At 63.3% G+C, this 19,569-nt stretch carries 17 protein-coding genes; 9 read left to right on the forward strand and 8 right to left on the reverse strand.

What is annotated here, in order from left to right; genetic code table 11:
- Positions 1–34: 34 nt before the first annotated feature.
- The 8 genes from BSF44_RS00080 to BSF44_RS00115 form a co-directional block, all read right to left on the reverse strand.
- Positions 35–667 carry an SDR family NAD(P)-dependent oxidoreductase gene (locus BSF44_RS00080; RefSeq protein ID WP_095941711.1) on the reverse strand — a complete coding sequence of 211 codons (633 nt, stop codon included), beginning with the start codon at positions 665–667 and terminating at the stop codon, positions 35–37.
- Positions 664–1,308, reverse strand: coding sequence for a TetR/AcrR family transcriptional regulator (locus BSF44_RS00085; RefSeq protein ID WP_095941712.1), 645 nt, complete (start codon positions 1,306–1,308; stop codon positions 664–666). The genes BSF44_RS00080 and BSF44_RS00085 overlap by 4 nt, the downstream gene beginning before the upstream one ends.
- A 125-nt stretch (positions 1,309–1,433) precedes the next feature.
- On the reverse strand, positions 1,434–2,258 hold the full coding sequence (locus BSF44_RS00090) for an SDR family NAD(P)-dependent oxidoreductase (RefSeq protein WP_095941713.1): 825 nt from the start codon (positions 2,256–2,258) through the stop codon (positions 1,434–1,436).
- A gap of 30 nt (positions 2,259–2,288) precedes the next feature.
- Positions 2,289–2,705, reverse strand: coding sequence for a MaoC family dehydratase (locus BSF44_RS00095; protein WP_095941714.1), 417 nt, complete (start codon positions 2,703–2,705; stop codon positions 2,289–2,291).
- A 14-nt stretch (positions 2,706–2,719) separates the two neighbouring features.
- Positions 2,720–3,160 (reverse strand): MaoC family dehydratase N-terminal domain-containing protein, encoded by a 441-nt coding sequence (locus BSF44_RS00100; RefSeq protein WP_095941715.1) that lies wholly within the window; start codon positions 3,158–3,160, stop codon positions 2,720–2,722.
- A 29-nt stretch (positions 3,161–3,189) separates the two neighbouring features.
- Positions 3,190–4,374, reverse strand: a complete 1,185-nt coding sequence (locus BSF44_RS00105) for a lipid-transfer protein (RefSeq protein ID WP_095941716.1) — start codon at positions 4,372–4,374, stop codon at positions 3,190–3,192.
- Between the two features lie 27 nt (positions 4,375–4,401).
- Positions 4,402–5,502: an acyl-CoA dehydrogenase family protein gene (locus BSF44_RS00110; protein WP_256588926.1), complete on the reverse strand. Its 1,101-nt coding sequence runs from the start codon at positions 5,500–5,502 to the stop codon at positions 4,402–4,404.
- 315 nt (positions 5,503–5,817) lie between these two features.
- On the reverse strand, positions 5,818–8,649 hold the full coding sequence (locus tag BSF44_RS00115; RefSeq protein ID WP_095941718.1) for a LuxR C-terminal-related transcriptional regulator: 2,832 nt from the start codon (positions 8,647–8,649) through the stop codon (positions 5,818–5,820).
- Between the two features lie 197 nt (positions 8,650–8,846).
- Between BSF44_RS00115 and BSF44_RS00120 the strand changes: the two genes are divergently transcribed.
- From BSF44_RS00120 to BSF44_RS00160, 9 genes are all read left to right on the forward strand, one after another.
- Complete coding sequence (locus tag BSF44_RS00120) at positions 8,847–10,001, forward strand: CaiB/BaiF CoA-transferase family protein (RefSeq protein ID WP_095941719.1); 1,155 nt, start codon at positions 8,847–8,849, stop codon at positions 9,999–10,001.
- Between the two features lie 39 nt (positions 10,002–10,040).
- Positions 10,041–10,844, forward strand: coding sequence for an enoyl-CoA hydratase/isomerase family protein (locus BSF44_RS00125; RefSeq protein ID WP_095941720.1), 804 nt, complete (start codon positions 10,041–10,043; stop codon positions 10,842–10,844).
- A gap of 51 nt (positions 10,845–10,895) precedes the next feature.
- Complete coding sequence (locus tag BSF44_RS00130) at positions 10,896–12,452, forward strand: long-chain fatty acid--CoA ligase (RefSeq protein WP_095941721.1); 1,557 nt, start codon at positions 10,896–10,898, stop codon at positions 12,450–12,452.
- Between the two features lie 4 nt (positions 12,453–12,456).
- Positions 12,457–13,980 carry a long-chain fatty acid--CoA ligase gene (locus BSF44_RS00135; protein WP_095941722.1) on the forward strand — a complete coding sequence of 508 codons (1,524 nt, stop codon included), beginning with the start codon at positions 12,457–12,459 and terminating at the stop codon, positions 13,978–13,980.
- Between the two features lie 217 nt (positions 13,981–14,197).
- A complete protein-coding gene (locus BSF44_RS00140) occupies positions 14,198–15,337 on the forward strand; it encodes an acyl-CoA dehydrogenase family protein (protein ID WP_095941723.1) in 1,140 nt (379 codons plus the stop codon).
- A gap of 28 nt (positions 15,338–15,365) precedes the next feature.
- Entirely contained in the window at positions 15,366–16,574 is a 1,209-nt protein-coding gene (locus BSF44_RS00145; protein WP_095941724.1) for a lipid-transfer protein, read from the forward strand.
- Positions 16,571–17,728 carry an acyl-CoA dehydrogenase family protein gene (locus BSF44_RS00150; protein WP_095941725.1) on the forward strand — a complete coding sequence of 386 codons (1,158 nt, stop codon included), beginning with the start codon at positions 16,571–16,573 and terminating at the stop codon, positions 17,726–17,728. Before BSF44_RS00145 ends, BSF44_RS00150 begins: the two co-directional genes overlap by 4 nt.
- Before the next feature lie 24 nt (positions 17,729–17,752).
- Positions 17,753–18,754 (forward strand): acyl-CoA dehydrogenase family protein, encoded by a 1,002-nt coding sequence (locus tag BSF44_RS00155; RefSeq protein ID WP_095941726.1) that lies wholly within the window; start codon positions 17,753–17,755, stop codon positions 18,752–18,754.
- 9 nt (positions 18,755–18,763) lie between these two features.
- Complete coding sequence (locus BSF44_RS00160; RefSeq protein ID WP_095941727.1) at positions 18,764–19,552, forward strand: crotonase/enoyl-CoA hydratase family protein; 789 nt, start codon at positions 18,764–18,766, stop codon at positions 19,550–19,552.
- The last annotated feature ends 17 nt before the right edge of the window (positions 19,553–19,569 follow it).

Raw genomic sequence — 19,569 nt, forward strand, 5'->3', positions numbered from 1 at the left:
TTCAAGGGTCGTCAGAAACTAAACGCCACCCGTATCAGGTGGCGTGGTTGTCGATGTGCAACACCGCCCCGGTGACGCTGGCACCCGCGCCACTGGCCAGCAACAGCAAGGGACCGTTGAGCTCCTGCAGGCCCGCGTCCTTGCCGCGTCCGGCGGCAATCACATTGACCCGGATCCGGTGCGGCGTCAGCGACTGGGCCATGGCCCTGCTCATGCGGATCAGGCTGCTGTTGGAGCGCAAACAAGGGTTGGGCTCGCTGATCGGGCGGGGCGGTGGTTCGATGTTGACGATGCTGCCGCCACGTTCGGCCTTGATCATGTACAGGCTGGTGCAATGGACCAGGTGATTGTTCAGCGCCATGTGCTCGCGCTCGGCGCTGTTGTTGATCAGTACATCGACGCTGCCGAAGCGCTCCTCGATGGCCTCGAGCGCCGCTTCGACGCTGGGACGGCGGGCGCTGTCGAGGCTGACGATCAGTACTTCACCACCCTCCCAGCGCAGGTCGGCTTCCAGCTGCTCAAGCTGTGCGGGGCGTTGCGCGCCGAGGGCTACCCGGGCGCCGGCGAGGCTGATCAGTCGGGCGAAATGGGCGCCGAGCCGAGTGGTGGCATCGGCTACCAGCACAGTTTTGCCGGCCATGGAAAAGGGTTGCATGAGATCGCTCATGAAACTGCCTCCATCGGCATGGTGCGGCGTGTAATGGTCGTACGGCGCGTGGGTGGGCGAGGTGATGCGATGGGCACGGCACCGAGCATTTTCAGCACCAGTTCCGAGTAATGGCGGATGACGTCGTCGACGCTCCAGCGGCCATCGGCCTGATACCAGACGCAGGCGTGGGTGAGCATGTTGAACAGGGTTCTGGCCATCAATTTTGGTTCGGCGCAGCTGAGCGAACCTTCACGCACGCCTTGCTCCAGCAGATCCTGCAGGCCCTTGAGGTAACCCCGTCGCGCTTGGCGGACCTGGGTCAGGGATTGTTCATCCAGGCTGCGTAATTCCAGGTTGCCGAGAATGGCCTGGTTCTTATGCTCCAGGTGATAACGCACATGGCAGGCGATGAACGTGCGCAGTTTCGTATCGGCCCACGCAACGGCGGGGCGGCTGCGTGCCCATGCCAGGGACATCTCCTGGAAATATTCCAGAACCAGCTCCAGCAGCAACTCGCCTTTGCCTTGGTAATAGAGGTACAGCGTCGAGGGGTTGATCCCCGATTCAGCCGCCAGTTGCCGAAGGCTCATCGAGCCGTAGCCATTACGCGAGATCAGTTTGATGGCAGCCTGGCGGATATTGGTTTCAGTCATGTTCATGGTGTGATCCTGCGGTCTTGTAGGAGCGAGCCTGCTCGCGAAAAACGTCAGGACGCCGCGATCAATCAGACAGCCCGCGTCATCGTTGACGTCCATCGCGAGCAGGCTCGCTCCTACAAGTTGAGTTATTGCAGATTGCCGGCGACGGCGATGGTCTGGGCCGTGATGTAGTTCGACTCCGGCGAGCAGAACAGGTACACGGCGTCCGCCGCTTCCTTCGTGGTGCCCGGGCGGCCGAGCGGGTTGCGCTGGGCGAACGATTTGGCCGCTTCCGGGCTGATGCCGACGCGGATGTCACGGCCCTCGATGTTCACGGTGGCACCGGCATGGGCGTCGGCGCTGGTCATGCGGGTTTCGATGAAACCGAAGGCCACGGCGTTGACGTTGACCTTGAAGCGGCCCCATTCCCGGGCCAGCGCGCGAGTCATGCCCAGTACACCGGCCTTGGCCGAGGAGTAGTTCATTTGCCCGGCATTACCGTTGAGGGCCGATACCGACGAGATGTTCACCACTTTGCGGAACACTTCGCGCTCTGCTGCGGCGTCCGCCTGGGCCTGCGCCTTGATGATCGGGTAAGCGGCACGCAGGATGCGGAACGGTGCGGTCATGTGACAGTCGAGAATCGCGTACCACTGCTCGTCGCTCATCTTCTGGATCACGTCGTCCCAGGTGTAACCGGCGTTGTTGACGATGATGTCGATGCCGTTGAAGTTGTCCATTGCGGTCTTGATGTAGCGCTCGGCGAAATCCGGGGCGCTGACGTTGCCGTGACACACGGCGGCTTCGCCACCCATCTTGCGAATCAGCTCAGCGGTTTCATGGGCCGGATCGGCATCCAGGTCGTTGATAACGATGCGCGCGCCTTCACTTGCCAGTTTCAGGGCGATTTGCTGGCCGATGCCACGACCGGAACCGGTGACCAGTGCGACTTTGCCGTCGAGTTTTGCCATGGGGTGTTGCTCCTCAATTATTCGGTTTGTTTACAGAGCGATCACAGCGTCACCAACAATTTTGGTGTCGCCGTATTGATTGGTGGTGCGCACTTCAACCTTGATGCGTTGCTCGCCGTCGACTTCAAAGCGCTCGACGACTGTGCCGGTGCAGGTAATCTGGTGGCCCAGGTGGGTGATACCGAGAAAGCGCACGCCGAATTCGCGTAACTGGCGCTGGTCGACCCACTGGGTCAGCAGGCGACCGAGGTAGGCCATCGACAACATGCCGTGGGCGAACACGTCGGCCATGCCGGCCTTGCGCGCGTAGTCGGTGTCGAGGTGAATGGCGTTGTGGTCACCGGACGCGCCGGCAAACAGCGCCAGGGTTGTGCGGTTGATCGGCGGCAACGCCAGTGGCGGCAGGGTGTCGCCGATGTTGATTTTTTCCAGGCTTATGGCGTTCATCAGTGTTCTCCGCTTCAGCTGTTGCGCTGTACGAGCACGCTGCGCAGGTCCGCGACGTGCTCACCGTGCTGGTTGGTGACCCGGGTCTCGCGCACCACGAACTCCAGCGCGCCGCCTTTTTTGTCGTAGATGTCGGCGATGCGCACATCGAAGCGCAGGGTGTCGCCGGCATAGGCCATGCGGTGATAACGGAACGACTCCTCACCGTGCAGGATGCGTGCAGTGACGATGCCCAGCTCAAAGCGCCAGCCGTTGGACGGGATCTGGAATTCCAGCGAGAACAGAAAGGTCGGTGGCAATGGCAGGTTCGGATGCCCTGCATCGCGAGCGGCCTGCTCGTCGAAGTAGATCGGGTTGGTTTCCCCGGTGGCCTTGGCGAAGAAGCGCAGTTGTCCGGCTTCGGCGGTGGCGAGGAAGGTGGGCAGTTGTCTGCCGATGTGTTTCTTGTCGATCATCTGAGTGACTCCTTCATTAACCGGTCGCTTCAGTTTTTCTGGTACACGGTGACGACGCAGGCGCCGCCCAGACCGAGGTTGTGCTGCACGGCGATGCGCGCGTTCGGCACCTGGCGCTGTTCGGCGGTGCCGCGCAGTTGGTGGGTCAGCTCGTAGCACTGGGCCAGGCCGGTGGCGCCCAGCGGGTGACCCTTGGAGAGCAGGCCACCGGAGGGGTTGGTTACCCACTTGCCGCCGTAGGTGTTGTCGCCGTCGTTGACCAGTTGCTCGGCGCCGCCTTCAGCGCACAAGCCGAGGCCTTCGTAGGTCAGCAACTCGTTCTGCGCGAAGCAGTCGTGCAGCTCGATCACGTCGATGTCTTGTGGACCGATGCCCGCCTGGTTGTAGGCGATGTCGGCAGCCATGCGGGTCATGTCGAAACCGACCACGCGGATCATGTCCTTGGCATCGTAGGTGCTCGGCAGGTCGGTGGTCAGGGCCTGGCCGGCCATCAGCACGTCGGTGCGCAGGCCATGCTTTTTCGCGAAGGCTTCGGAGACCACGATGCTCGCGGCGGCGCCGCAGGTCGGCGGGCAGGCCATCAGGCGAGTCAGCACGCCTTCCCACAACATCGGTGCGGCCAGGACTTCTTCGGTGCTGACCACGTTGCGGAACACTGCCAGCGGGTTGTTGGCGGCATGGCGGCTGGCCTTGGCGCGGATTTTGGCGAAGGTTTCCAGCCGGGTGCCGTACTTCTGCATGTGCGCGTAGCCGGCACCGGCGAACTGGCGGATGGCAGTCGGCAGGTCGGGCATGCCCACCAGTTCGTTGGTCAGCTTGAGGGCGCGCTCGGTGGCCGGGGCGCGGTCGGTCCAGGCGGATTTCAACGCGCCGGGATTCATCTGCTCGAAGCCAAATGCCAGGGCGCAGTCCACCGCACCGCTGGCCACGGCTTGACGGGCCAGGAACAGCGCGCTGGAACCGGTGGCGCAGTTGTTGTTGACGTTGATCAGCGGGATACCGGTCATGCCCACGCGGTACAGGGCTTTCTGGCCGCAGGTGGAGTCGCCGTAGACGTAACCGGCATAGGCTTGCTGGATGTCACTGAAGTCCAGCCCGCAATCGGCCAGGGCCAGGCGAATCGCCTGTTCACCCATGATGTCGTAGGGCTCGTTGGTCCCCGGTTTCTTGAACTGGATCATGCCGACGCCAGCAACGAACACTTTATTGCTCATCGTTGTTTTCCTTGTTGTTTTGAAGGGTCAGAGCTTGCGCGCGATCATTTCGCGCATGACTTCACTGGTACCGCCGTAGATGCGGTTGACGCGCATGTCGACGAACGCGCGGGCAATCGGGTACTCCATCATGTAGCCGTAGCCGCCGTGCAGCTGGACCATGTCGTCGATGCATTTCCACAGGGTTTCGGTGGTGTAGAGCTTGGCGATGGCGGCTTCTTCCAGGGTCAGCCGGCGGCGCATGTGTTCGCCCAGGTAGTAGTCGACCATCACCCGCAGGGCGGTGGCCTGGGCCTTGATGTCGGCGAGCTTGAACTTGGTGTTCTGGAAGTCCCAGACGGTCTGGTTGAAGGCCTTGCGGTCCTTCACGTATTCAAGTGTCTGTTCCAGCACGCGCTCGAGCTTGGCGGCGGCGGACACCGCGATCGAGAAGCGTTCCTGGGGCAGTTCGCCCATCAGGTAGGTGAAACCCAGGCCTTCTTCGCCAAGGCGGTTGCCGACCGGCACCCGGACGTTGTCGAAGAACAGCTCTGCCGTGTCCTGCGCATGCTGGCCAACCTTGTCCAGCTTGCGACCATGTTTGAAACCGGCGCGACTGGCTTCCACTGTGATCAGGCTGATGCCCTTGGCGCCGGCTGCCGGGTCGGTCTTGCACACGACGATGACCAGGTCGGCGGTCAGGCCGTTGCTGATGAAGGTCTTGCTGCCGTTAATCACGTATTCGTCGCCATCGCGTACGGCGGTGGTGCGCACGGCCTTGAGGTCGCTGCCGGTGCCGGGTTCGGTCATGGCGATGGCCAGAATGATCTCGCCAGAGCAGATGCCCGGCAGCCATTTCTGTTTCTGTTCTTCGTTGCCGCAGCGATTGATGTACGGCGCAATGACGTCGGAGTGCATGCCGAAGTAGGCGCCACTCACGCCGGCACGGGCGAACTCCTCGTTGAACACCGCGCTGTGACCGAAGTCGCCACCGCCACCACCGTATTCGGTGGGCAGTGTGATGCCGAGCAAGCCTTCACGGCCGGCCTTGAGCCAGGTCTCGCGGTCGACCTGGCCGGCTTTGTCCCAGGCTGCCTGGCGCGGCAGGCATTCACGCTCGAAAAAACGGCGCACGGTAGTGCGAAACATTTCATGGTCGTCGCGGAAAACGGTTCGGGCGATATGCACGCAAGACTCCTCAAAAATGCCAGGCCGGCCACAGGCCGAGCGCTTACGCAAGGCGCGGACTGCACCTGTGATCTGAGGGTTACGATAGGCTTGAGAGGCTTGGATGAACGCCACCCGAGGTGGGTGGCGGGAGAGAAATGCCAGCAGGAAGAAGAGCACCACGGCCCCTGTGGGAGCGGGCTTGCCCGCGAAGAGGCCGGTACATTCAACATTGATGTTGACTGATACACCGCCTTCGCGGGCAAGCCCGCTCCCCCAGGTTTCTCTGTTTGTCAGTTAGTGCGTATTGAGACCCGCATCACCCTGCGATTCCAGATCCCGGACCCGCGCCACCGCTTCATCGCGGCTGCTGACGCCGAGCTTGCTGTAGATATGGCTCAGGTGCCATTTCACGGTTTCCGGGGACAGCCCCAGCGCGCGGGCGATTTTCTTGTTGGGCAGGGCCTGGGCCAGCAGTCGAACCACTTCGATCTCCCGTTCGCTCAAGGGCTCGATCCCGGCCGCCAGCGGTTTGCTGGTTGCCGCCGTCGCGGGCTTGGTTTTCGAGACTGCAGGCGCTGTAGCCCCGGCGGCCTGCAAGCGCTCGACATAAAACGCCAGCACCGGGTCAAGGACTTCCCGGCTGGTGATATCGCAGATCAGTTTCAACCCCTCCGGATGGGCGTCGATGAGGCTGCGTACCAGGCCGAAGCGTTGCCCTCGGCGCAGCGCCTCCATGACCTTGTCCCGCGCCTGCTCATGGTGACCCCGTTCGGACTCGATCACGGCACTGAGCACCATCAGGCGTACCGCTCCGAGTTGGCGGCGGTGCCTTTCACAGGTTTCGATCAGCTGTTCTATGCGTGCGAAGGCGCCGTCCAGGTCGCCCTGCGCCAGTTGCCAGCGAGCGCGGGCGTTCTCGGCCAGGATGTGGATTTCCTTGAGTGCCGTGTGCCCGGCGTCCGGGTGGCGCGCATCGATGGCTTCCAGGCGCGCCAGCTTGGCCTGGGCTTGTGCGGTCTCCCCGAGTATCAACAACCAGCGCACCTGCCAGGTCAGGCAGTAGGCTTGCAGGCGCTCCAGGCCGAGTTTGATTGCGTACTCATCAAGCCGCTCGACGAACGCCAGGGCCTCCTGATGGTTACCCGCCAGCCATTGCACATTCCACAGCACTTGCAGCACACGCAGCACGGAATCGGGAATCGAGATCCGTTCGAGAATGTCGATCCAGCCCGAGAGCATCTTGAATGCGGCGTCGAGGTCGTTGGTTTCGTACAGCACTTCGCCGAGCAGCGCAGCGGAGAGGTAAGTAGCGTCGGCACCGCTTTTGCCGCATTGGCCGGCTTCATGCAATACATCGCGGTAAACCCGTTCCGCCTGGGTCATCTGGCCTTCAAGGGCCAGGCTCAAGCCGATCAGGCAGCGCCCCTGAAGGCTGCCCGCCGTGGTTCCCAGCAGCGGCTGGCCATTGATCAGCAGGTTCGGCCGGTCGAGTTGCACCTGCCGGGCTTTTTCGTATTCACCGCGATGCATGTACAGCCAGGACAGGATGTTGGCACAGGAGCCGATGGCCACGCTGTTGCTGCCCGCCGGCGGGTTGAGCAATTGCGGCAGGACCGTCATGGCCGCATCGGTGTCATCCCGCTGCAGGGCCAAAGAGGCGCGCAGCAGCGAGATCATGAAGCGGTCATGGACTTCGCTCTCGGGAACGTCGTGAAACAGTTGTTCGAGGCTGGCGGTGCAGGCCACGAAGTCCCTGGCATATAGCTGCATCCGCGTTTTGAGAATGCGCAGCTTGACCCGGGCCTGTACCTGTTCGACCGGCAACAGCCGTACCAGCTCGATCAGCATGCGCAGGTCGCCATGGGCGTACAGCGCTTCGCAGTGTTGTTCCACCAGATCGGCGGCGGCCGACGGGTCACCGCCCATGACCGCATGGTGCACCGCTTCATCCAGGTGATTGTGCTCGCGGAACCAGTTCCATGCGCGAACGTGCACCGCTTGCTGCTCGGCGTTGTTGCGCGAGTCGAAATACTTGAGCAGGGTTTCGCGCAGCAATGGGTGCAGGCGATACCAGGTTTCGCGCTCGGCGCTGTCCACCGGGATCAGGAACAGGTTGTCCCGCTCCAGCCGCGTCAGCAGCGCGTTCGCCTCGGCAACCGCCTGCGGGTGACCACTCAAGGCCGCGCACAACGAGGCGCAGAAACGGTTGCACACGGCCATGAGCAGCAACAGGTCCAGGTCTGTCGGTGACAGGTGGGACAACACTTCGACTTCGAAAAACCTGGCGAAGGCTTGATCGTCCCGTAGCTGCGCTTGCACCGATGCCGCCTCTGTGGCGGCAGGCGGGCGATTCTTTTTGCGGCTGACGGCGAGCAGTTGCAGGCCGGCGACCCAGCCATCGGTCAGCTCATGCATCATCCTGGCGTCCCGGGCGCTGATCTCGCCCAACTGCGCCTTGAGGAACTGTTCGGATTCGGCGGCGGTGAAACGCAAGTCCCGCAGGTTCAGTTCCAGCACCAGTTCCTGGCTGCGCAACCGCGCCAGGGACAGCGGTACGATACTGCGCGAGATCAGCGCCAGGTGCAGGTTGGCCGGGGCGTAGTCGATCAGCCATTGCAGGGCCTGGTGAATGCCCACGTCAGTCAGGTGGTGCAGGTCGTCGAGTACCAGCACCAGCTCACGGCCACGGCTGGCAATGCTGCGCACCAGAGTGATGACAGTGCGTTCCACGGCTTCGCTGTCGATGCCGCGACCTTCCAGTTGAGTCGCTTCGCGCACGAGCGTCGGGTCGATCTGGCCGAGGCTTGCCAGCAGATAGTCAAGAAAGCGTGCCAGTTCGTTGTCATCGGCCGACAGCGTCAGCCACGCCACATCGAACCCCAGCGGCAACAGCGCCTGGCGCCAGGCGATCAGGGTCGAGGTCTTGCCACACCCGGCCGGCCCCTTGAGCACGATGCAACGCAGGCGGCGGGCCTTGAGCATTTGCTCCTGCAGGCGCTCGCGGGAAATCAGGCGCCCGGCGCTGCGCGGTGGAGTCAGCTTGGTACTGACGATCGGGGACTGAACCGGATTGAAGACCTGGCTGGCATGGGTGTCCGATGCATTGGACTTGCGGTGTTTATCCATGGGGCTGTCCGATTCTTTTTTGTTTTATGAGTGCGCCGAATCTCATCGAGTGTAACCCAGACCATGGGCGGGATGACCCTGTCTTTGGCGGCCACCACCCGATGCGGGTGGTGGTCGGTGGGGCCGGGATTGATCTACTGGATGGCACAACAATAGGAGTGCTGCTGGCGCTCCAGAAGAATCACGGAGCGTTGGCGATGGGCGTACTGAGCGGCATTCGGGTGGTGGAGTTTGAGGCAATCGGGCCGGCGCCGTTTGGCACCATGCTGTTGGCCGACATGGGCGCCGACGTGGTGCGCATCGACCGGCCGCAGAAGGCCAGTGACCTGGGGCCGAAACTTGAAGGCAAGCGGGTCGACATCACCGGGCGCAACCGGCGTTCGGTCACCCTCGACCTGAAGCACCCCGACAGTGTCGCTGTCGCGCTGGAGTTGATTGAGCGCGCCGATGTGGTGATCGAAGGGTTTCGCCCCGGCACGATGGAGCGCCTGGGTCTCGGCCCGGAAGTCGCGCTACAGCGCAATCCGCGCCTGGTCTACGGCCGTATGACTGGCTGGGGCCAGACCGGCCCGATGGCCGACCGCGCCGGCCATGACCTGAACTACATCGCCTTGTCGGGTGTGCTGTCGAGTATTGGCCCGGCCGGTGGTCGACCGGTGCCGCCACTGAACCTTGTGGGTGACTACGGCGGTGGCGGCATGTTGCTGGCGATGGGCGTGCTCGCGGCGCTGGTCAATGTGCAGCGTGGCGGCGCCGGGCAGGTGGTTGATGCGGCGATGACCGAAGGTGCGGCGCAGTTGGGCTCGGTGATCTGGGGTCTGCTGGCCGGTGGTCACTGGAAAGAACAGCGCGGCAGCAACCTGCTCGATGGCGGTGCGCCCTGGTACGACACCTACGAAACCGGCGACGGCCAGTACATGGCGATCGGACCGATTGAATCGCGCTTCTATGGGCAAATGCTGGACATTCTCGGGCTTTCCAGCGCAGACCTGCCCAGCCAGCACGACCGGGCTGGCTGGCCGTGGCTACGGGAGGCATTCACTGCTGCGTTCCTTGGCCGTACCCGCAAGCAGTGGGAGGAGGCCTTCGAAGGCAGCGATGCCTGCGTCGCGCCGGTGCTCGGGCTCGCCGAAGCGGCCAGGCACCCCCACGGCGTTGCCCGTGGCAGCTTCATCGAAGTCGACGGGGTGGTGCAACCGGTCCCGGCTCCCCGTTTCCTCGGCACGCCATCGGCGCAACCGCAACCGGCGCCTGAGCGTGGTGAGCATGGCGGCGCGGCACTGCGCGACTGGGGCTTCGACACCGCGGCCATCGAGCGCCTGCGTGAACTGGGCCTGGGTTTTGGCGCCTGAAAAACAACATGAAGAATCGCGCAGCGCAGGAGTTACATCATGGCCATTCAGTTCAAGATCAACGATCACGTGGCACTCATCACGCTCGATGCGCAACAGTCGAACAACGCGCTGAGCGTCAGCGACCTGATGCACCTGCGCAAGACCCTGGGTGCCTGCCAGGATGACGAGCAGGTGCGGGTGATCGTCCTGACCGGTGCCGGCGAGCGCGCGTTTTGCAGCGGTGCAAGCCACAAGGAGTCGTTGCTGGCGGCATCCGGTTTTGTCGCCGGCACCCTCAAGAGCCGCGAGACCGAAGCCGAGGAGGGCGGCTACAGCCGGCTGTTCGACCTCAGCGACCTGGACATCTGGAAACCGGTGATTGCCGCCATCAATGGTGCCTGCCTGGGTGGCGGTCTCGAGCTGGCGCTGCAATGCGATCTGCGCATTGCCTCGGCCGGCGCCACGTTCGGCTTGCCTGAGGTGTGCGACGCGACCATTCCGGCGGCTGGTGGCGTGCAGTACTTGCTGCGTGCAATTCCAGCGGCCCATGCCATGAAAATGGTGCTGACCGGGGAATCGATCAACGCCGGGCAGGCCTTGGACATCGGTTTGATCATCGAGCTGCTGCCCAAGGACCGTCTGCTGGCAGCGGCGCTGGACCTGGCCGAGCGCATTGCCGCCAACGGCCCGCTCGCAGTGCAGTCGATCAAGCGCCTGGCCTTGCAGAGCGCCCATCTCGCGCCCCGGGACTTCGTCACCCAGGCCCATCTGCACTGGGGCTTGCTGCGCGACAGCGAGGATCACGCCGAAGGGCGCATGGCCCAGGTCGAGCAGCGTTCGCCGAAATACACCGGTACCTGATCCGTAGCGTCGCGTTCGTTACCTGACAACAATAATTCACAGGAGAACCTCATGTATCTGACCCAAGGCCTGCACCGCGTGCTGCAGCAACGTCCACATGCCGTGGCGACGGTCTTTCGCGGCCGCCGCCGCACCTATGCCGAACTGGCCGACCGGGTGGCTCGCCTGGCCGGGGCCTTGCAGCAACTGGGGATGCAGACCGGCGATCGCGTCGGTCTGCTGGGCCTGAATTCCGACCGGTTCCTTGAGTATTTCCTGGCGACCTGGTGGGGTGGTGGCGTAGTCAACCCGGTGAACATTCGCTGGAGCGTGCCGGAAATCGTCTATTCGCTGGACGACTGCGACACCCGCATCCTGCTGATCGACGACACCTTCCTGCCCATGGCCGAAGGCATTGCCAGCAGCGCCAGGGTGCGGCCGTTGCTGATCCACATCGGCGACGGGCCGTTGCCAGAAGGCATGCTGTCCTACGAGCAACTGATTCGTGAAGCTACGCCCGTGGACGACGCGTTTCGCGGCGGCGATGACCTGGCGAGCATCATGTACACCGGCGGCACCACCGGCCGACCGAAAGGCGTGATGCAGTCGCACATGAACCTGTGGACCGCCGCCGTGGCCCGTGCCGCCGACGTGCCAGTGCCGGCTGACGCCTTGACCCTGCACATCGCGCCGATGTTCCACCTGGCGGCGCTGTCGCGGGTGATCCTGATTTCGTTGCTGGGGCTGCCGAGCATTTTCGTTCCGGCCTTCGATGCCCTGGACGTGATGCGCACCATCGAGCGCGAGCGCATCACCGATATCCTGATCGTACCGACCATGCTTCAGGCGCTGATCATGCACCCCGATTTCGCCGGGCATGACCTGAGTTGCCTGCGCAGCCTCACTTACGGCGCCTCGCCGATTGCCGTGCCCTTGCTGGAAATGGCACTCAAGGCCTTGCCGAATGTCGAGTTCACCCAAGGCTACGGCATGACCGAAGCGGCACCGCCAATCTCTGCCAACGGCCCGGAAAACCACAGTGCAGAAGGCATCGCCAATGGTCGCCTGCGCTCGGCCGGGCGGCCGGGACTGGGCGTCACGGTGCGTATCGTCGACGAAAATGACAACGAAGTGCCCTGCGGCACCGTCGGCGAAGTGGTGGTGCGCGGCCCGAACATCATGCTCGGCTACTGGAACAACCCCGAGGAAACCGCCAAGGCCTTGCGCGGCGGCTGGATGCACACCGGCGACGGTGCCTACATGGACGCCGATGGCTTTATCTACATCGTCGACCGCTTCAAGGACATGATCGTCAGCGGTGGCGAGAACGTGTATTCCGGTGAAGTGGAAAGCGCCATCGCCAGTCACCCGGCCGTCGCCGCCTGCGCGGTGATCGGCATTCCCTGCGCGCAGTGGGGCGAAGCGGTGCACGCGGTGGTGGTGCTCAAGCCGGACAACGAGGTTGCAAGCGCCCAGATCATCGAACACTGCCGTCGGCAGATTGCCGGCTACAAGACCCCGAAATCCGTGGAGTTCCGTGCTGCGTTGCCGTTGTCCGGTGCGGGCAAGGTGCTCAAGCGCGATCTGCGCGAACCGTTCTGGCGCGGCACGGATCGGGGCGTGAGCTGACAGCATGTACATGACCCAATGCCTGCAACGCACGCTGCAACAGAACCCGGACCACATCGCGACTATCTGTGGCGAGCGTCGCCACACCTACCGTGAATTTGGCGAACGGGTCGCTCGCCTGGCGGGCGCCTTGCAGAATCTCGGCATGGCGGCCGGTGACCGGGTTGGCATGCTGGCGCTGAACTCCGACCGCTACCTGGAATACATCATGGGCGTGTGGTGGGGCGGCGGGGTGCTCAATCCGGTGAACATCCGCTGGAGCGTGCCGGAAATCGTCTATTCGCTGGACGATTGCAGTACTGGCATCCTCATCGTCGATGAGCACTTCACTGCGCTGGCCGAAGGCATTTGTGCCAGGGCCCGTCGTGCGCCGCTGTTGATTTATGCGGGTGACGGTGACGTGCCGGCCGGCATGTCGGGTTTCGAGCAATTGATTGCCCAGACTGCGCCAGTGCAAGACGCCGGGCGGGGCGGTGAAGACCTTGCCTGCATCATGTACACCGGCGGCACCACCGGGTTTCCCAAGGGTGTCATGCAGTCGCACCTGAACCTGTGGTCGGCGTGCATGCCTCGCATGGTGGACATGCCGCCGATCCACGGCGGCCTGTTGATGCATGTCGCGCCGTTGTTCCATGTCGCCGGCATGGCCCGTGCGCTGATTCAGTTTCTGGCCGGTGAAAGCCATGTGCTGGTGTCGAGCTTCGACCCGTTGCAGGCCTTGCAGATGATTGAGCGCGAACGGGTCACCGAGACGTTGCTGGTGCCGACCATGATCCTTGCGCTGTTGGCTCATCCAGACTTTGACAAGTATGACTTGGGCGGCCTGAAACGCCTGACCTACGGCGCTTCACCCAGCGCCGGGGATATGGTCGAGCAAGTGCTGGCCAGACTGCCGGACATCGAATTGTCCCACTCCTACGGACTGACCGAGGCCTGCCCGGTGGTGTCCAGCAATCTGCCGTGCAATCACACGCCAGAGGCGCGCATCAGCGGTTTGTCGCGCTCGGTGGGGCGTGGCGGCCTGGGCGTCAACGTGAAGATTGTCGACCCCCAGGGCCAGGAGGTTCCCCGTGGCACGGTGGGCGAGATCATCGTGCGCGGGCCGAACATCATGCAGGGCTACTGGAACAAGCCCGAGGAAACCGCCAGGGCGTTGCGCGACGGTTGGCTGTACACCGGCGACGCGGCGTGGATGGACGAGCAGGGGTACCTGTTCATCGTCGATCGCTTGAAGGACATGATCGTCAGCGGTGGGGAAAACGTTTACTCGGCGGAAGTCGAAAACATACTGGCACGACACCCGGCCGTGGCGATGTGCGCGGTGATCGGCATTCTCCATGAACAGTGGGGCGAGGCGGTGCACGCGGTGGTGGTGTGCAAGCCCGGTGTCCAGGTCGATGAGGTGCAATTGCGGCTGTTCTGCCGCGAGTTCATCGCCGGCTACAAGTGCCCCAAGACCGTGGAGTTCCGCGACGAGCTGCCGCTGTCGGCGGCGGGCAAAGTCCTTAAGCGCGAACTGCGCAAGTAACCACACCACAAAAACCTGTGGGAGCGAGCTTGCTCGCGATAGCGGAGTGTCAGGCACCGTCAATATTGAATGTGCCGTCACCATCGCGAGCAAGCTCGCTCCCACAGGGGGCCGCATTCCGCTACCCGATCCGGGTGGCTTCATCACCCACCTCTCGCCAATACAGTGGACCCACGAACCAGGCGCATGCCTGCCTGGCAACCCACTGGAGATCCCGATGCACATCAACCGTACCGTCTACCGTGAAGACCACGAAATGCTGCGTGAAACCGCGCGGCGTTTCTTCGAGCGTGAATGCCTGCCCAAGCAGGCGCAGTGGGACGAGGCCGGGCAGGTCGACCGGGAAACCTGGCTCAAGGCCGGGCGCCACAACCTGTTGTGCCTCACCGTCCCCACCGAGTACGGCGGTGGCGGCGGCGACTTCGGCCACTCGGCGGTGCTGATCGAAGAGCTGTACCGCGCCGGCGTTTCGGGCTGGAGCCTGGGCGTGCATTCGGACATCGTCGCCCCCTATATCGTGCGCCTTGGCACCGAAGAGCAGAAGCAGAAATGGCTGCCGAAAATCTGCTCCGGCGAAACCGTGCTGGCGGTGGCCATGACCGAACCGGGCACCGGCTCCGACCTCAAGGCCATTCGCACCACCGCCGTGCGTGACGGTGACGAGTGGGTGATCAACGGCAGCAAGACCTTCATCAGCAACGGCCTGACTTGCGACATGGTCGTGGTGGTGTGCAAGACCGACCCGAGTGCGGGCGCCAAAGGTTGCAGCCTGATCATGGTCGAGTGCAATCGCGAGGGTTTCCGTCGTGGCCGCAAGCTGGAGAAGGTCGGCCAGCACGCTGCCGACACCGCCGAGTTGTTCTTCGACGACGTCCGTGTGCCGGTGGGCAACCTGCTCGGTGAAGAAAACAAAGGCTTCATGCACTTGATGGAGGAGTTGCCACAAGAGCGCCTGGTGATCGCCCTGTACTGCGCCGCCAAACTCGAACGCCTGCTGGAGCAGACCGTCGAGTACGTCAAGGACCGCAAGGCCTTCAACCAGACCGTGTGGGACTTCCAGAACAGCAAATTCAAGCTGGCCGACATCAAGGCCAAGGCCACCGCCGTGCGCCTGACCATCGACCACTACATCGCCGAACACATGCGCCGTCGCCTGACCGTGCAGGAGTCGGCCATCGCCAAACTGTACGCCACCGAGACGCTTTGGCAGTGCATCGACGACATGGTCCAGCTGCACGGCGGCTACGGCTACATGCTCGAGTACCCGATTGCCCGTGCCTTCGTCGACATGCGCGTGACGCGCATCTTTGGTGGCACCAGTGAAGTGCTGCGTGAGCTGATCGCTCGCCAGTTGTGATCCTTCCCCCTCATTTTCAGGTGACACCATGAGCGAAAAAGTCCTGGTTGCCGGCGTCGGCATGATCCCGTTCCGCAAGCCCAGCGAAAGCCCGACCTATGTGCAGATGGGCTCCGAAGCGATACGCCTGGCCCTGGCTGATGCGGGCATCGACTACAAACTGGTGCAAGAAGCCTATGCCGGTTATGTCTACGGCGACTCCACCTGCGGCCAGACCGTGCTGTACGAAGTGGGCATGACGGGGATTGCGGTGGTCAACGTCAACAACAACTGCTCCACCGGTTCCACCGCGCTGTTCCTGGCGCGCAAGGCCATCGAGTCCGGTTCGGCCGATTGCGTATTGGCGGTGGGGTTCGAGCAGATGCAGGCCGGCGCATTGAAATCCCACTGGGACGACCGCCCACCAACCCGCGAGCGCTTCCTGCCGATCCTGTGCGGTCTCACCGCCGATATGGATGGCATGCCCCAGGCCATCCGGACCTTCGGTGGTGCCGGGCGCGAGTACATGCACAAATACGGCACCAAAATGGAAACCTTCGCCGCCGTGCGCGCCAAGGCCAGCCGTCATGCCGCCAACAACCCACTCGCATTGTTTCGAAAGGTGCTCAGCGTCGAAGACGTGATGAACGACCCGGTGATTCTGCCAGGCGTCATGACCCGCCTGATGGCCTGCCCGCCAACCTGCGGTGGTGCCGCGGCGATCCTGGTGTCCGAGCGCTTTGCCAAAAAGCATGGCCTGCGCCGCGACGTGGAAATCGTCGCCCAGGCGATGACCACCGACACCCCGGAATCCTTCAATTTCGAAAAACCATCGATGCTCGATTGGGTCGGTACCCACATGACCCACGCTGCGGTGGGCCAGGTCTACGAGAAGGCCGGTGTCGGCCCGCAGGACATCGACGTGTGCGAACTGCATGACTGCTTCGCCCAGAACGAAGTGATCTGCTACGAGTCGCTGGGTTTCTGCCCTGAGGGCGGGGCCGAGAAGTTCGTCATGGACGGCGACAACACCTACGGCGGGCAGATCGTCATCAACCCGTCGGGTGGCCTGCTTTCCAAGGGTCACCCGTTGGGCGCGACCGGTCTGGCGCAGTGTTACGAGCTGACCCGACAATTGCGCGGCAACGCCGATCAGCGTCAGGTCGACGGCGCGCGTCTGGCCATGGCCCATAACCTCGGTCTGGGCGGTGCATGCGTGGTGACGCTGTACGGCAAAGTCAGTGGGGGTGCCCAGTGAGCAGCTTGCTCGACGCCTTTCGCCTGACCGCGCTGCCGCCACACGCCGAGGCCTTTCGTACCGAGGTCAAAGAATTTCTGGCCGAGCATCTGCCGAGCGTCCCGGCGGATGTACGGGCCCGTAGCTGGACCGGTTTTGACGCCGGTTTCAGTCGCCAGCTCGCGCACCGTGGCTGGGTCGGCCTGACCTTGCCGGCCGCTTATGGCGGTGCCGGGCTGGATGCATTCAGTCGCTTCGTACTGGTCGAGGAACTGCTGTCGGCCGGTGCTCCGGTGGCGGCGCACTGGATCGCCGACCGCCAGAGCGGGCCGTTGATCCTGAAATTCGGCAACGATGCGCAGAAGGATTTTTTCCTGCCGCGCATCTGCGCCGGCAAGGCGTTTTTCTGTATCGGCATGAGCGAACCGAACTCGGGGTCTGATCTGGCCAGCGTGCGCAGCCGCGCCACCCGTTGCCCTGAAGGTTGGCGTCTGAACGGGCGCAAGATCTGGACCACCAATGCTCATCATGCCGACTACATGATCGCCCTGGTGCGCACCAGCGGTTCGCCCGAGGACCGTCACAACGGGCTGTCGCAATTCATCATCGACCTCAGGCAGCCAGGCATCAGCGTGCGTCCCATTGTCGACCTGGCCGGCGACGCGCATTTCTCCGAAGTGGCCTTTGACGACGTCTTGCTCGGCGAAGACGCGTTGGTGGGCGAGGAGGGCAGCGGCTGGAAGCAGGTCAATGCCGAACTCGCGTTCGAGCGCAGCGGGCCGGAACGCTTCTACTCCAGCGTGGTGTTGCTCGATCTGTGGGCCGACACCTTGCGCCGTCACGGCGCCACTGCACAGGAATCCGCGTTGCTCGGCAGTTTCCTCACGCAGTTGACCTGTCTGCGCAATCTCTCGCTGGCGCTGACTGCATTGCTCGCCCGGGGCGAAAGCCCGGTGGTGGAAGCCGCGCTGGTCAAGGACATCGGCACTGAATTCGAACAGGCGATCCCGTCAGCGATCGCCTTGGCGATCAGCGCCCATCCGGATGTACCCGTCGATGAGGAGCTGTACCGCACGGTCGCCTACCTGAACCAGGTCGCGCCGACTTTCTCGTTGCGCGGCGGCACCCGGGAAATCCTGCGCGGCATGATCGCCCGCGGCCTTGGCCTGCGCTGATGCACCTCGAATAGGAAAAACTTCATGTTCACTGAAGCCATTGAAAAGATCCTCAGCGACTTTTGCACGCCGGCACTGGTCCGTGCTGTGGAGGGCGGAGACAGCGCCGCAACGCTGTGGAGTGCCCTGGAAGACAGCGGCTTTCTCGAATTGCTGACGCCAGAAGTCGCCGGTGGCGCGGGACTTGCGCTGAATGCACTGCTGCCGGTTTTTGTCGCCTTCGGTCGCTGCGCGCTGCCGGTCCCGGCGGCGCAAAGCATTGCCGCCCGCGCGCTGCTGCGTGACTGCCCGATCACACCACCGACCGGCATGGTGACCCTGGCCGGCACAGCCTGTCGCCAGCCCGATGGCCTGTTATGCGTGCCGCGCGTGGCGTTTGGTTTGTTGGCTGATTTCGCCCTGGTCAACCTGGACGGCGAGTTGCTGCTGCTCGATTGCAGGCTCGCCCGGCGCGAGTCCACGGGCGTTCACGGCAGTCAATGCGCCACCTTGTACTGGCCGCAGTATTCACTCGGCAGCGCAATCGGCCATAACGGCGAAGAAGTACGAGTGTTCAACGCCGCCATTCACGCCGCCACCATCGCCGGGGCCATGGAGCAGGTTCTCGCCATGACGCTGGAGTACTGCAACGACCGGGTGCAGTTCGGCAAGGCCATCGGAAAATTCCAGGCCGTGCAGCATCAACTCAGCGTGATGGCCGAGCAAGTGGCCGCCGCGCGCATCGCCGCTGAACTGGCGTTTGCCGGCGATTTGCAGGTGCCGGACCTGATGGCGACGGCCATTGCCAAAGCGCGGACCAGCATGGCCGTGCCTCAAGTCACTGCCATCGCCCACGCACTGTTCGGCGCCATCGGCGTGACCGAAGAACTGGACTTGCAATTGTTCACCCGGCGCCTGCACGAGTGGCGCATCAGCGACGGCTCGGAAACCTGGTGGAACGGCATCGTCGGCCAGGCCTTTCTCGAACAACCGGATACCTGCGCCAGCCATTTCGTGCGTCACGTCACCCTGTCCCCATCGGCCTGAGGATCATTCATGAGCGCGTTTTTGAAATACGAACAGGAAGGTCATGTCGTCACCCTGACGATGAATGACCCCGAGCGACGCAACCCGCTGACCGGCAACAGCGCGGTGCCGGAATTCCTCGAAGCCATTGAGCGAATCGAACGCGACAGCAGTGTGCGTGCAGTGATCATCACCGGCGCCGGCACGGCGTTCTGCTCCGGTGGCAACGTGCGCGACATGGATCGCTACGCGCAGATGTCGGGCATGCAATTGCGTCAGGAATATCGCACCGGCATTCAGCGCTTGCCCTTGGCATTGTTCAATCTGGAAGTACCGGTGATTGCCGCGGTCAATGGCGCGGCCATCGGCGCGGGGCTGGATCTGGCGTGCATGTGCGACATCCGCGTGGCGTCGGAGCACGCGAAGTTTGCCGAGAGCTTCGTCAAGCTGGGGATCATCCCTGGCGACGGCGGTGCCTGGTTGTTGCCACGCATCATCGGTTTGTCCCGCGCTACCGAACTGACCCTGACCGGGCAAATGATCGACGCTCGCCAGGCCGAGCAATGGAACCTGGTGTCCCGGGTTGTTCCCGCCGAACAGTTGCTGGATACGGCGCGGGACATCGCCGCGTCGATTGCCTCCAACCCGCCTCACGCCGTGCGCCTGGCCAAGCGTTTGTTGCGCGAGGCCTTGCACACCCGACTCGACACGCTGCTGGAAATGTCGGCGACGTTCCAGGTGCTGTCGCACCAGACCGCCGATCACCGCGAAGCCGTGGCGGCGTTTATCGACAAGCGAACACCGACTTTTACCGGGTGAGTGTCACCGAGCGTAAC

It is taken from the genome of Pseudomonas sp. ACN8 (genome assembly GCF_002303925.1).
Lineage (GTDB): Bacteria > Pseudomonadota > Gammaproteobacteria > Pseudomonadales > Pseudomonadaceae > Aquipseudomonas.

Excerpts from the sequence above, each read along its gene's own strand:
- BSF44_RS00080 (WP_095941711.1), bottom strand. The coding sequence starts at position 667 with ATGAGCGATCTCATGCAACCCTTTTCCATGGCCGGCAAAACTGTGCTG.
- BSF44_RS00085 (WP_095941712.1), bottom strand. The coding sequence starts at position 1,308 with ATGAACATGACTGAAACCAATATCCGCCAGGCTGCCATCAAACTGATC.
- BSF44_RS00090 (WP_095941713.1), bottom strand. The coding sequence starts at position 2,258 with ATGGCAAAACTCGACGGCAAAGTCGCACTGGTCACCGGTTCCGGTCGT.
- BSF44_RS00095 (WP_095941714.1), bottom strand. The coding sequence starts at position 2,705 with ATGAACGCCATAAGCCTGGAAAAAATCAACATCGGCGACACCCTGCCG.
- BSF44_RS00100 (WP_095941715.1), bottom strand. The coding sequence starts at position 3,160 with ATGATCGACAAGAAACACATCGGCAGACAACTGCCCACCTTCCTCGCC.
- BSF44_RS00105 (WP_095941716.1), bottom strand. The coding sequence starts at position 4,374 with ATGAGCAATAAAGTGTTCGTTGCTGGCGTCGGCATGATCCAGTTCAAG.
- BSF44_RS00110 (WP_256588926.1), bottom strand. The coding sequence starts at position 5,502 with ATGTTTCGCACTACCGTGCGCCGTTTTTTCGAGCGTGAATGCCTGCCG.
- BSF44_RS00115 (WP_095941718.1), bottom strand. The coding sequence starts at position 8,649 with ATGGATAAACACCGCAAGTCCAATGCATCGGACACCCATGCCAGCCAG.
- BSF44_RS00120 (WP_095941719.1), top strand. The coding sequence starts at position 8,847 with ATGGGCGTACTGAGCGGCATTCGGGTGGTGGAGTTTGAGGCAATCGGG.
- BSF44_RS00125 (WP_095941720.1), top strand. The coding sequence starts at position 10,041 with ATGGCCATTCAGTTCAAGATCAACGATCACGTGGCACTCATCACGCTC.
- BSF44_RS00130 (WP_095941721.1), top strand. The coding sequence starts at position 10,896 with ATGTATCTGACCCAAGGCCTGCACCGCGTGCTGCAGCAACGTCCACAT.
- BSF44_RS00135 (WP_095941722.1), top strand. The coding sequence starts at position 12,457 with ATGTACATGACCCAATGCCTGCAACGCACGCTGCAACAGAACCCGGAC.
- BSF44_RS00140 (WP_095941723.1), top strand. The coding sequence starts at position 14,198 with ATGCACATCAACCGTACCGTCTACCGTGAAGACCACGAAATGCTGCGT.
- BSF44_RS00145 (WP_095941724.1), top strand. The coding sequence starts at position 15,366 with ATGAGCGAAAAAGTCCTGGTTGCCGGCGTCGGCATGATCCCGTTCCGC.
- BSF44_RS00155 (WP_095941726.1), top strand. The coding sequence starts at position 17,753 with ATGTTCACTGAAGCCATTGAAAAGATCCTCAGCGACTTTTGCACGCCG.
- BSF44_RS00160 (WP_095941727.1), top strand. The coding sequence starts at position 18,764 with ATGAGCGCGTTTTTGAAATACGAACAGGAAGGTCATGTCGTCACCCTG.